This is a genomic window from Microcoleus sp., assembly GCF_049646505.1.
Taxonomy (GTDB): Bacteria; Cyanobacteriota; Cyanobacteriia; order Cyanobacteriales; family Microcoleaceae; genus Microcoleus.
Genome location: NZ_JBARVX010000147.1, coordinates 1 through 11,880 on the forward strand (window position 1 = coordinate 1; position 11,880 = coordinate 11,880).

The 11,880-nt window shown below is 44.7% G+C and carries 13 protein-coding genes; 9 read left to right on the top strand and 4 right to left on the bottom strand.

Translation table 11 applies throughout. The features are described 5' to 3' along the window. Positions 1–476: GAF domain-containing protein (locus WBA89_RS08115; RefSeq protein ID WP_424405447.1), on the bottom strand; the 476-nt coding region annotated here is incomplete at its 3' end. 108 nt (positions 477–584) lie between these two features. Between WBA89_RS08115 and WBA89_RS08120 the strand changes: the two genes are divergently transcribed. Then, positions 585–1,457 carry an alpha/beta fold hydrolase gene (locus tag WBA89_RS08120; RefSeq protein ID WP_424405449.1) on the top strand — a complete coding sequence of 291 codons (873 nt, stop codon included), beginning with the start codon at positions 585–587 and terminating at the stop codon, positions 1,455–1,457. A gap of 243 nt (positions 1,458–1,700) precedes the next feature. On the opposite strand, the gene WBA89_RS08125 is transcribed toward WBA89_RS08120, so the two are convergent. Further along, positions 1,701–1,919, bottom strand: coding sequence for a high light inducible protein (locus WBA89_RS08125; RefSeq protein WP_424405451.1), 219 nt, complete (start codon positions 1,917–1,919; stop codon positions 1,701–1,703). Between the two features lie 255 nt (positions 1,920–2,174). On the opposite strand from WBA89_RS08125, the gene WBA89_RS08130 reads away from it, so the two are divergent. The 7 genes from WBA89_RS08130 (at position 2,175) to hemB (ending at position 9,789) form a co-directional block, all read left to right on the top strand. Further along, positions 2,175–2,951: a GTP-binding protein gene (locus WBA89_RS08130; protein ID WP_424405453.1), complete on the top strand. Its 777-nt coding sequence runs from the start codon at positions 2,175–2,177 to the stop codon at positions 2,949–2,951. Next, positions 2,948–3,763 carry a metallophosphoesterase family protein gene (locus WBA89_RS08135; protein ID WP_333421537.1) on the top strand — a complete coding sequence of 272 codons (816 nt, stop codon included), beginning with the start codon at positions 2,948–2,950 and terminating at the stop codon, positions 3,761–3,763. The genes WBA89_RS08130 and WBA89_RS08135 overlap by 4 nt, the downstream gene beginning before the upstream one ends. 303 nt (positions 3,764–4,066) lie before the next feature. Then, positions 4,067–4,795 carry a metallophosphatase gene (locus tag WBA89_RS08140; RefSeq protein ID WP_424405455.1) on the top strand — a complete coding sequence of 243 codons (729 nt, stop codon included), beginning with the start codon at positions 4,067–4,069 and terminating at the stop codon, positions 4,793–4,795. 231 nt (positions 4,796–5,026) lie between these two features. Continuing rightward, the gene (locus WBA89_RS08145; protein ID WP_333423090.1) at positions 5,027–6,079 is read left to right on the top strand and encodes a GTP-binding protein; all 1,053 of its coding nucleotides are present in this window, start codon (positions 5,027–5,029) and stop codon (positions 6,077–6,079) included. A 326-nt stretch (positions 6,080–6,405) separates the two neighbouring features. Further along, a complete protein-coding gene (gene folE / locus WBA89_RS08150) occupies positions 6,406–7,056 on the top strand; it encodes a GTP cyclohydrolase I FolE (protein ID WP_424405458.1) in 651 nt (216 codons plus the stop codon). Between the two features lie 397 nt (positions 7,057–7,453). Next, positions 7,454–8,692, top strand: coding sequence for an FAD/NAD(P)-binding protein (locus WBA89_RS08155; RefSeq protein ID WP_424405460.1), 1,239 nt, complete (start codon positions 7,454–7,456; stop codon positions 8,690–8,692). A gap of 62 nt (positions 8,693–8,754) precedes the next feature. Continuing rightward, entirely contained in the window at positions 8,755–9,789 is a 1,035-nt protein-coding gene (gene hemB, locus WBA89_RS08160; protein ID WP_424405462.1) for a porphobilinogen synthase, read from the top strand. Positions 9,790–10,111: 322 nt separating this feature from the next. Here hemB and WBA89_RS08165 read toward each other — a convergent pair whose 3' ends face one another. Continuing rightward, a complete protein-coding gene (locus WBA89_RS08165) occupies positions 10,112–10,987 on the bottom strand; it encodes a metal ABC transporter permease (RefSeq protein WP_424405466.1) in 876 nt (291 codons plus the stop codon). 82 nt (positions 10,988–11,069) lie between these two features. After that, positions 11,070–11,267 (bottom strand): hypothetical protein, encoded by a 198-nt coding sequence (locus tag WBA89_RS08170; RefSeq protein ID WP_333424995.1) that lies wholly within the window; start codon positions 11,265–11,267, stop codon positions 11,070–11,072. Between the two features lie 53 nt (positions 11,268–11,320). On the opposite strand from WBA89_RS08170, the gene WBA89_RS08175 reads away from it, so the two are divergent. Then, positions 11,321–11,880, top strand: a 560-nt coding sequence (locus WBA89_RS08175; RefSeq protein WP_424405464.1) for a Crp/Fnr family transcriptional regulator, incomplete at its 3' end; no start/stop codon positions are given.

Here is an 11,880-nt window from a genome sequence, read left to right on the forward strand (position 1 = left end):
GGAGACATTGCCATATTTTCTGCTTGTTTTTGCATAAATTCAATGTCCGATGGCAACCAAGTGCGGGGCCCCCTGCATTGATGAGCAACTAACAGCCCCCACAGCCCTTTTTTGGTTAAAATTGGCACGACTAAATTAGCGCGAACCTTCATGCTACGCAGAAACAGTCGGTGACATTGGTTGATGGGTTCTGTTTCAATATCTGCAATTGCTCTAACTCTGCCGCCTTGGTACAATGCTGCGTATTCGTCGTTAAAACATTCGTCTGGCCCGGTTGAGCCTAAGATTGAGAATTCGATCGCACTTAACGTCTCGCAAGTCACTTGACCCTGCCACTGCCTGTAAAAATAATACAGCACCGCGCGATCGCTCTGCAACACTTCTCGAATGTCGTATAGGGATTTTTCAATTAATACGTCCCGCTTGAGATGTTCTGTCAAGCGGTTAACAATGTTTTGCAGGCGATCGGCAGACATGGTATTAACTCCTTAAGTTCCTAGTTTTGACTGATATCTGTCTCAAGTTTACCTCTATTAAAGATAGCAACTGCTAGGATAACTTTACAGCTAAAGGAAACATCAAATATGTCTGTGGTAGAAGCTGCTTGGAAACACGAATTTATCGCCACAAACGGCATCAAGCTTCATTGTGTTACTCAAGGTTCCGGGCCGCTGATGCTGATGCTGCACGGATTTCCCGAATTTTGGTATTCTTGGCGCCATCAAATCCCGGAATTTGCGTCAGATTATCAAGTTGTCGCGGTGGATCTCAGAGGTTACAACGACAGCGACAAACCGAAGGATAAATCTGCCTACGTGATGGCAGAGTTTGTGCAAGATGTCAAGGGAATTATTCAGGGTTTGGGATACGAAAGTTGCGTTTTAGTCGGTCACGACTGGGGAGGCGCGATCGCCTGGAATTTTGCCTATGCTTATCCAGAGATGGTCGATAAATTAATTGTGATGAATCTTCCCCATCCGGCCAAGTTTGCGGAAGGGTTGCGAACTCCCCAACAATTGCGAAAAAGTTGGTACGTTTTTTTGTTTCAGTTGCCGGTTTTGCCGGAGTTCTTAATTCGGTTGGGTGACTATCGGGCGATCGCCCTGGCTTTTGAAGGCATGGCTGTTGACAAAAGCAGCTTTACCCCCTCTGACATCCAAGCTTACAAAGATGCGGCGGCTAAACCGGGCGCTCTGACTGCTACTATCAATTATTACCGCAACATTGCTAGCGGATTTCTCGATCGCCAGAATTGGGATGTGCTGCAAGTTCCGACGCTGATGATTTGGGGAGAAAATGATAGCGCCCTCGGCAAAGAATTAACTTGCGGGACTGAAGATTACGTGCGGGATTTTCAGATTCAGTACATTCCCAATTGCAGCCACTGGGTACAGCAGGAACAGCCGCAGCTAGTGAATCGGTACATGAGAGATTTTTTGGCAAGTAAAGCTGTTTGAGAAAATATGTTGCACCTCCAACTCATATCTTGCACATTTGCAGCAGCCGTTTGATAGGATATCCGCCCAGCCAGGATTTTAGCGCTAGCGAACAGCAAATATGCAGTTTGATTCGCTGCGGCGATAGCAAACATATTTTAAACAAAAAAATGGTTTGCAGTTGCGACTAAAGTCCTGACTGCAAACATTTTTTATTATCAGCTATTCAGCGGAGATTATATTAAATCTGTGTAACCGATCGCCCTAGCCTAAAGAATTTTTCAGTAAAGTAAGAAAGCCTTGTCCGGTCAAAACTTCGATCGCCAGCAGCGAAACAAAGCCAATCATTGCAAAACGTCCGTTAACTTTTTCAGCATATTTGGTAAATCCGGTGCTGACTGTCGCGTCTACATACATTTTAGGCTCGATCGCGAAGTTGTTGAGGAGGCCTTGGTCGTCAACCATCAAGTTGCGTGAAGTCATTTGTTTTTCCTTTGTTGCTTTATGTAAACAAATGTAACAGATTGTTAATCTATATTACCGTGATTTGGCGCACAGAAGTATGTGATTTTAGTCACAAACGCTGGCAGTAAGGCTTCGGCCGCCTCGAAACGCTAAGCTGTCGCCCATAACTGGGAACGAGTAGAAACTACTGTGGAGCGGGCATCCAGCCCGCTCGCCAAATTAAATTTAAATATAGAAGAGCTAACTGTATCGATAACGATTATCATTATATATATGAGTCAACCTACAATCACCGCCGTAGCTGGCCCGCCCGGAAGCGGCAAAACAACCTGGATTAGACAGCAGCTAGCAGCCGAGACAGCACCCGTACTGTATTTGTGCCCCGGAACCGGCAATGTGCCGATCGACCAAACCTGCATCGCCGCCGAATTCCCCCAAATCAAAACCCTGAAAGACGACGAAGCATCCGAGCTCGCAAAACACCTGGAAAACGGCATTTCAGCCTACATCGAACTAGGATTTCACCTGCAACTAACAACACTAGAAAACCTGCTCCAAACCTTCCCCAGCCGACGGATTGCCGTTGTACCCCCAGAAATCAAAGACACCGAATGGCATCAGTGGGGCGATGTAATTGTAGAAGGAATAGCTGTTAGCGGCGAACCGGAAAAACTATCAATTTGGCGCAGCCCGGCCAGCGGACAAGTCCTCGATCCCGCCAGCCTCGATATGTTTTGGTACCAAGAAATGACCCAAGGAGCCTACGGCAAAATCCACCGAGCCAAAGGCATTTTCGACATAGCCGACGGGCGTTCTTTCTACTTCGATTTCGCTGCGAAATTCCCAGAAACCGCCCACGAAGAATTGCCACTTCCCCGGTGGCTCGAAGGTCGGCCCCAAAGATTTAGCGGCATAGAAATAGTCGGCGAAAATCTCAATAAAACAGCATTAGGACAAACCCTAGAAGATTGCTGTTTGTCCGAAACAATCATGCTGAATTACCAACAACAAGTCAAACAATCACTTTTATCAGGAGAAGAAACAGAATGAAAATAGCAGTTATGTCCTGCATTCACGGCAACTACGAAGCCTTAAATGCAGTTTTATCAGATATCGACGAACAACAAGCCGAAAAAATCTTTTGTCTCGGAGATTTAGTCGGCTACGGCCCGAATCCCCACGCCGTCATAGAAATGATTCGATCGCTCGACATTCCCACCTGCGTCGGGTGTTGGGACGAAGATATTGTCGAAGGTTTGAACTCCTGCGAATGCAGCTATCCCTCAGTTTTAGCCGAAAAAAGAGGCAAGTTAGCCCACGAATGGACCAACAGTCAAATCTTCCCAGAAACGCGACAATACTTAGCTACTTTGCCGCACAGTTTGCGGGAAGACAATATGTGTTTCGTTCACGGTAGCCCCCACAGCAATCATGAATATTTACTGCCGACAATGGATGCTTTTTCTGCCTTAGAGCGGGTATTTTCTGCGAGTGCTGATGTGCTGTTTTGCGGTCACACTCATGTACCCTATGTTCGCACTTTAGATGCTGGAAATATGGAGGTTCGAGTCAGCGGGCCGAGTATTGATGGGGGGAAAAATTTAAGTTTTACTGCTCCTTTAAAGCGAATTGTGAATGTTGGTTCCGTGGGAGAACCGCGCCACGGGAGGCCGAATGCTACTTACGTTATTTATGATGTTGACGCTCAACAGGTGATATTGCGAGAAGTCGAATATGACTATCAGGCTACTTGCGCTGCAATTATTGAAAAAGGTTTGCCGCCGATTTTTGCTTGGCGTTTAGCTAGGGGTTTGGAATATGCCGAAAGAGCTGACGATCCTACTCATGTTTGTGAGAGGTAGATAAACAGTTGGTAGTTGACAGTTGACAGTTAACTGTTGACTGTTCAATAAAGAGGTAGATTGTGATTTACCGTTGGGTGGGGCGGGTTTATGAGATTGTTGGTTTTTGGCGATTATGGTTGGTAAAACCCGCCCCTACAATTTTTTAATCTTGGTGTAATATATCCGATCAAACTCATATATTGCACTATTGTTAAGAACAGGCAAGATGCCTGTTCCACAAAGAGTGTATTTCTTGAAAGAGTGTATTTCTTGTGGGGTGGGCATCCTGCCCGCGCACCATATAATCAACAATTGAAACACATGAAAAACTGGGCAATATTAAGTGGAATCGAAGGAAATCTAGCTGCTTATGAAGCTGTACTAGCTGACATAAAACGCCTAAGAATTCGTGTTGACGAATTGTATATATTGGGCGATTTAGTCGGGCCGACTCCTGAGTGCGAAAAATTAGTTCAGCGAGTCCGATCGCCCAAACGAGGAGAAATAGCACCTCAAATCTGTATCGGGTGGTGGGAAGAACAGTGTTTTAACTTATACGGAATAGGTTCTAGCTCTGATGCGACAGAATTGCGAGAAAAATACGGTGGAGATACGATTAAGTTGCTCTGGGATTCTGTGAGTCGCAAAACTGTAGAGTGGTTGCGCTCTTTGAATTTTGGTTTTCATGAATTGGATTGTTTGTTGATACATGGGAGTACGGTTGGCGCGTCTGATGAGCTTACCCCGGAGACTCCGCCGCCTGTGATGCTCGATCGCACAATCCGTGCTGATGCAAATAATTTGTTCTGCGGGCGATCGGGCTTAGCATTTGAGTATCAATTACAGCCAAGTACGATCAATAACTGGGTACAGACTTTGGACTCTCAGGAGCCACCTGGAACCGTGTCTGCAACTGCACGAAGGGCGATCGGAGTCGGCAATGTCGGCCGCAAACCTGGAGTAGCAACCTATACTCTCTATAATCCTGACAGCGATCGCGTCCAATTTAAGACAGTGCATTATGGATCGAAAAAGGGCTTTCAATCATAGTGCATTAATTCTAGGACTTGCGCGTAAAGAACATCTTAGATATGATGAGAATGATTATCATGCTTGGTTGGGTGCGATCGCCCGTATTACCTGTGTTTCAGCTATCAAGTGCGATCCTCTTCGTTGGCGTAGCCCCCGTAGGGGCGGGCTGCGCTAACGACAATTACCTTGGGATGCTTAGCAGTGTTCCAAATTGACAGCAGGGCCTCTACAATTAATCAATGAGGGACAATGACTAATCTCACTATACAAACCCCAGATTTAGTTTCCGATTTTCCCAAAAGAGGAATGCCAGTAACCATAATTACCGGCTTTCTCGGCAGCGGAAAAACGACTTTACTCAATCAAATTCTCAAAAACCGCCAAGATTTAAAAGTAGCAGTTTTAGTTAACGAATTTGGCGATATCAACATCGATTCACAGCTTTTAGTTTCTACCGAAGATGACATGGTAGAACTGAGCAACGGCTGTATTTGTTGTACCATCAACGAAGGCTTAGTCGATGCCGTATACCGAGTTTTAGAACGGGAAGACCGCATCGACTGCATGGTGATTGAAACCACCGGAGTTGCCGATCCGTTGCCGATTATATTGACATTTCTTGGCACGGAATTACGGGACTTAACCAGTCTAGATTCTGTACTCACCGTAGTCGATAGCGAAACATTCACCACCGATCATTTTGACAGCGAAGCAGCTTTAAAACAAGTAGCATTTGCAGATATCGTGCTGATGAACAAAACCGATTTAGCTCCTTCAAAAAAAGTAGAAGAGTTAGAAGCTTACATTCGCACAGTCAAGGAAGGAGCGAGAATTTTACACTCTCGATATGGTGAAGTTCCTTTACCCTTAATTTTGGGTGTAGGTTTAACGCAAGCAGAACTTTTCGATAGTTTTGAAACAGAGGAAAAACACGAGCATCACGAACACGAACACGAACACAAACATCACGAGCATCATCACGAACATCACCATCACGGACATCAGTCCCATCACTTAGATAATGATGGATTTGTTTCGCTATCATTTCAGAGCGATCGACCTTTTGATCTCCAAAAATTTCAAGAATTTATCACCGAAGAAATGCCCTTTGATGTATTTCGGGCAAAAGGCATTCTCTGGTTTGAAGAGAGTCCGATGAGACACATTTTTCAACTTAGCGGCGCGCGCTATGAACTAAATGCTTCCGAATGGTTGACCCCACCTAAAAATCAACTTGTAGTCATCGGCCGCAAATTAGATACCGCTCAAATTCGAGAACAACTTAACAGTTGCTTAGTTTAATATTTTGTCAATCTAAGCATCACGTCCAGGGTTTTAGCCCACACATTTTACATTAGGCCTCGACCATATTTCCTGTGGAACAGGCATCCTGCCTGTTCAATACAAGCTTGTTGGGAGATTTATATTTAATTCCGCCGTTAGTAGTTGCGATTTTTGAACAGCAAAAATCGTGTAAATACCAATGGTAAGTTTTGCATCTTTATCCATAAAACTCATCAAAATAAATCTAAATATTTTAATGTTGCATTTTGTAAATTTTGTTATAATCAGGTAGCAACTAAAAGTCCACACCCACTGTTAAACATTCATTTTCACAAACTGCAAGCATGACTTTATCTACTCGTCCAGAACTGACTTCTCCAAATGGTGTAGTGTCATCAATTCCTACCCAATCTCAACCCCCTGTCTCAGATGAAGAAATGAGACAAGCAGTGCGTACATTGCTGCTAGGATTGGGAGAAGACCCAGACCGTGAAGGGTTGCGAGATACACCGAAACGAGTTGTCAAAGCCTTGCAGTTTCTAACTGGAGGTTATCGTCAATCTCTCGACGAACTGCTCAACGGAGCGGTGTTCACAGAAAATGCTAACGAAATGGTATTAGTGCGGGACATTGATATTTTCAGTTCCTGCGAACATCACATTCTGCCAATTATTGGCAAAGCACACGTTGCTTACATTCCCAATGGAAAAGTAATTGGCTTGTCAAAAATTGCTCGAATTTGTGAAATGTACGGGCGCAGATTGCAAGTGCAAGAACGCTTAACTGCACAAATTGCGGATGCACTTCAAGGATTACTAAAACCTCAAGGTGTAGCAGTTGTTATCGAAGCAACTCATATGTGTATGGTAATGCGTGGCGTACAAAAACCAGGTTCTTGGACTGCGACTTCAGCAATGCGTGGCGTGTTTGCTGAAGATGCTAGAACCCGTCAAGAATTTATGAGTTTAATCGCGAACAAATCAAGCTTTCACTAGCTAAAATTATCTGCAAAAACTTGCATCTTTGCAGGCTGAACACAGAAAAGAGAGTCATATTGGATTACCATGTTTCTCTCTTTCCCTTTCCTCCCTCTGCGCCCTCTGCGCTCTCTGCGGTAAAAAATCTTACTTGAGGAAATACAACTCCTGTAAACTGAATATGGATCAAAAATATTTGTGGATTGAAGCTTTAAAGTTTAATAATAAAGGACTGAGATGCACCCTTCAAACATCTGTAATTAGCCGGACTTTTCTTAAAATAAAGGTTAATACTGTCTCTTCCCCAGAAATAATATCTACTGTTACTTCCATTCTGGTTGTCGGATTTGGGCTCGATCGCGATCGAACCAGAATGCTATGATAACAATTATCATTATCACAGCTAGAATTTTCTATGGAAATCACCAGTGTTACGCCATCGCAAATCGATTTAGCGGTAGTCGGGGCGGGCCCTCACGCTTTAACCCTGGTTACTCATTTGCTGCAAAAATGCCAGAAGAAGCGGGGCAAATTTTGGGTTTTTGACCCCAGTGGTAGCTGGCTAACTCAGTGGCAGAGGCAGTTTGCAGCTTTGGAAATTCCACACTTGCGATCGCCTGCGGTTCACCATCCCGATCCCAATCCTTTTGAGTTGCGGCGGTTTGCCGAATCTCGCCCTAACGAGTTGTTTGCGCCTTACGATTTGCCAGGGAGTCGGCTGTTTGAGGAATTTTGTGGCGATGTAGTTGAGAGATGGAAATTGGGCGATCGCGTCATCAAGGCAAAAATAACTCGCATTGAACCGCTGCGGGGTAGTTTTCGGCTTTGGTTTGAGGATGGAGAAAGTGCAATTGCGCGTCGTGTTGCGATCGCCACAGGTGGCGGTAAACCCCAACTACCGGAGTGGACAAATCAAATTCAAACACCCTATCCGCCAGACAAACTTTGCCATTCCCATCAAGTTGATTTGCGGGGATTAAAGTTACAGGGAGAAAGGATTTTAATCGTTGGAGGCGGTTTAACTAGCGGACATTTAGCAGTAGGCGCGATCGGGCGGGGGGCCCAAGTAATATTAATGTCAAGACGACAGTTGCAAGAAAAATTATTTGATGCCGAACCGGGTTGGTTAGGGCCAAAATATCTCAAAAATTTTGAAAATGAACCCGACTGGGAAAAAAAATGGGAGATGATTCAACAAGCTCGCAACGGTGGCTCTATGACTCCTAAAATCATGGTACAATTACGTCGAATGTCGCGGGATTTGAGCATCGAATTTCACCCAAAATGTCAAATTCTTAATGTCAAATGGGATCGGAATCAATGGACTGTTTACTGTCAGGATGGAAGACAGCTATTCGTTGATAGAATTTGGTTAGCAACGGGAACAAAATTAGATGTAACAGCCGAACCATTGCTGACAGAAATTTTAGCAACTTATCCAACTAAAATAGTTAAAGGATTGCCTGTTTTAGACGAGTATTTGCGTTGGCCGGGATGCGAGTTATTTATTATGGGTGGTTTAGCCGCTTTGCAAGTAGGGCCTGTAGGTCGAAATCTTTCCGGTGCAAGGATGGCAACTTCCCGCATTGTACCAGCTTTAATTAAGTCTAGGGCTGCGGTTTCGCCAGTTAAATTAGGACTTAAACACGTATAAATATAGATTTGGGCGGTGGTCATGCAATAATAATGATTATCATTATTGCAGATCCAGTTCCTATGTCATCCGCAAATAACGTCGAGTCCGCCATTCCCACTCCAAACGATCGCAATCCCTCCCTCACAACCATCCGTCCCCGCCGCCTCCGCCGTACAACAGCTTTGCGGCGCATGGTACGGGAAAATCACCTGACTGTTGACGACCTCATCTATCCCATGTTTGTGATGGAAGGAGAGGGGCAAAAAGTTGAGATTGCTTCCATGCCTGGTTGTTATCGCTATTCCTTGGATTTATTGCTAAAAGAAATAGCCGAATGTTGGGAGTTGGGGATATGTGCGATCGCCCTTTTTCCAGTAATCTCAGAAACCAAAAAAGACGACACCGGAACCGAAAGCTACAACCCAGAGGGATTGGTGCAACAAACAGTCAAAGCCATCAAACAAAACATTCCAGAAATAGTAGTAATTACGGATGTTGCTCTCGATCCTTTCACTTCACACGGACACGACGGTTTAGTTGACGAAAATGGTAAAATTCTCAACGATCCAACTGTAGAAGTATTAGTAAAAATGGCCGTTTCTCAAGCCGCTGCTGGTGCAGATATGGTAGCACCTTCCGACATGATGGACGGCAGAATCGGCGCAATTCGCAAAGCTTTAGATGCAGCAGGATACATCGATACAGCAATCCTGGCTTATTCCGCAAAATATGCCTCTGCTTATTACGGCCCGTTTCGGGATGCCCTCGATTCTGCCCCAAAGTTTGGAGACAAAAAGACTTATCAAATGGATGCCGCTAATGCACGAGAAGCACTGAAAGAAGTTGCTTTGGATATTGCAGAAGGTGCAGATATTGTGATGGTAAAACCTGCTTTAGCCTATCTCGATATTATCTGCCAAGTGCGAGAAGCAACTAATTTGCCCGTAGCTGCTTATAATGTCAGTGGCGAATACGCAATGATCAAAGCTGCTGGAAAGTTGGGTTGGATTGATGAAAAGCGGATAATTCTGGAGAGTTTGACGAGTATTAAACGAGCTGGTGCTGATTTGATTTTGACTTATTTTGCTAAGGAAGTTGCTTTGATGTTGAAATAAGGGAATTTTTTTAAGCGCTTTTAGGAACAGGCTTTCCGGCCTGTTCCACAAGACAATTTCCACAAGATAATTTAGATATTTCAGGAACAGGCTTTCCGGCCTGTTCCACAAGACAATTTCCACAAGATAATTTAGATATAGCAATCCTAAATCATTTGTGAATTTCTTACTCCCTCCCCTTAATAAGGGGAGGGTTGGGGTGGGGTAAAAAACTTTACGACTCCTGCAAGGACTGCTATATTGTGGAACGGGCCGAAGAGCCCGTTCTTGTCAATGGTACAAGATGTCAGCAAGTCTTAACTTTTGCTATTCTGCTATAATCTTAGCGCCCCAGTTGTTTCAACTGCTGCAAAATCTTGCTCCTACGACTCGACATGGACGGCCGAGTCAAAATTCCCTGAGACGGACTAAAGAGTAATGCTACTAGAAATAACCCAGTCACAACTAACACAATTGTTGCACCAGAAGGCACATTTAAGTAATAACTAATATACATCCCCGATCCACTGCTAATTACACCGATAATTGCCCCCAATCCCATCATCTGGTGCAATTCTTTAACCAATAAATAGCCAGTGATACTCGGCCCAATCAGCAGGGAAACTACTAGCACAACGCCTACTGCTTGCATACTGGCAATAATAGTGAGGGTAATTGCTGAAATTAACCCGACGTGAATTAAATTCACTGGCAATCCTATTGCTTGTGCGCCGAGGGGGTTAAAGGTGTAGAATAGCAGTTCTTTATAAAAAACTTTGACAAAAATTAGGACAAATATGGAAATCCCTAAAGTCCGCCACACATCGTCAACTGTCACTCCTAAGATATCTCCAAACAAGAAATGATGTAAATCTAGCTTACTTTTTAGTAGCGTAATTAGCATGATTACTAATGCTAAAAAACCGGAAAAAACAAGCGCCATTGCGACATCGACTTTGACGCGGGACTGCGATTGAATCCAACCAATGATTAAGGTGCTGAACGTCCCGGAAATAAATGCTCCTATAAAGATATCAATGCCTAAATAAAAGGCGATCGCCAATCCCGGCAATACTGCATGAGCAATCATGTCTCCTAACAATCCCATGCGTTGCACGATCAAATAAGAACCAACTACGGAACAGAGAATACCGAGCATCACACGGTTGGTGCGTCTGATTAGCTTACCCCGGAGACTCCGCCGCCTGTCATGCTCGATCGCGCGATCCGCACTGATGCTAACACTTGGTTTTGCGGGCGATCGGGCTTGGCGTTTGAGAATCAACAAGCCCAAATTATTATCAATAACTTCCTGCAGAACCTTGAATCTCAAGAAATTCTTGGTCAAGTTCAGAAACCTCTCCTGCAGCAGGCACAAAGATTTTGGGGCGCAGCCTCCCCAGCAGCGGTGCCGGCAAAAATTCCGAGGGCTGGCTCGCCAGCGCGAACAACCCGATTTCTTTGATTTTTTTGCGTAATTGCCGGAGACTAATTGACATATTTTATCAATTAATTTAGACTCAATATTGTATTCAAAGTAGCGGTAAATCCCATGACTCTTTCCACCTACACTCCAGGCTTGTACGCTAGTTTCAGACACCAGACTTTCAGCCCCCGCCAGTTAGTGCCGGTGCCGTCTAAAGGCTTGCTGCGAATAGAACGGGGAGCTGTCCGAACCGTGACTTGGAGCGACCGGGGGACAGCAATCACGCTGGGATATTGGGGAGTTGGAGACGCGGTGGGTCAGCCGCTCTCAGGAGTCCAACCTTATCAAATCGAGTGCAAAAGTCATGTAGAAATGAGCTACATTCCTGCCAATTTGTGCGATCGGTCCTTAGATGAAATTTTCCAACACATCCAGCAAACTCAAGCATTTTTCTGTATGCTCCGCAGCGAATCTCTGCGCGATCGACTGCTGCAACTATTGGTTTTGTTAGGTAAAAAATTTGGTCGCCAAGTCGCACAAGGACTGTTAATTGATTTGAGATTGACTCACCAGGAGATTTCCGAATCTCTGGGGATTACGCGGATCACGGTGACGCGGCTGATGGCGAAGCTCGAAGAAGAGGGATTTATCGATCGCTCCCGCCCTCAATACATTGTTTTAACTTC

Excerpts from the sequence above, each read along its gene's own strand:
- WBA89_RS08170 (WP_333424995.1), bottom strand. The coding sequence starts at position 11,267 with ATGTCAATTAGTCTCCGGCAATTACGCAAAAAAATCAAAGAAATCGGG.
- WBA89_RS08155 (WP_424405460.1), top strand. The coding sequence starts at position 7,454 with ATGGAAATCACCAGTGTTACGCCATCGCAAATCGATTTAGCGGTAGTC.
- WBA89_RS08125 (WP_424405451.1), bottom strand. The coding sequence starts at position 1,919 with ATGACTTCACGCAACTTGATGGTTGACGACCAAGGCCTCCTCAACAAC.
- folE (WP_424405458.1), top strand. The coding sequence starts at position 6,406 with ATGACTTTATCTACTCGTCCAGAACTGACTTCTCCAAATGGTGTAGTG.
- WBA89_RS08120 (WP_424405449.1), top strand. The coding sequence starts at position 585 with ATGTCTGTGGTAGAAGCTGCTTGGAAACACGAATTTATCGCCACAAAC.
- hemB (WP_424405462.1), top strand. The coding sequence starts at position 8,755 with ATGTCATCCGCAAATAACGTCGAGTCCGCCATTCCCACTCCAAACGAT.
- WBA89_RS08130 (WP_424405453.1), top strand. The coding sequence starts at position 2,175 with ATGAGTCAACCTACAATCACCGCCGTAGCTGGCCCGCCCGGAAGCGGC.
- WBA89_RS08135 (WP_333421537.1), top strand. The coding sequence starts at position 2,948 with ATGAAAATAGCAGTTATGTCCTGCATTCACGGCAACTACGAAGCCTTA.
- WBA89_RS08140 (WP_424405455.1), top strand. The coding sequence starts at position 4,067 with ATGAAAAACTGGGCAATATTAAGTGGAATCGAAGGAAATCTAGCTGCT.
- WBA89_RS08145 (WP_333423090.1), top strand. The coding sequence starts at position 5,027 with ATGACTAATCTCACTATACAAACCCCAGATTTAGTTTCCGATTTTCCC.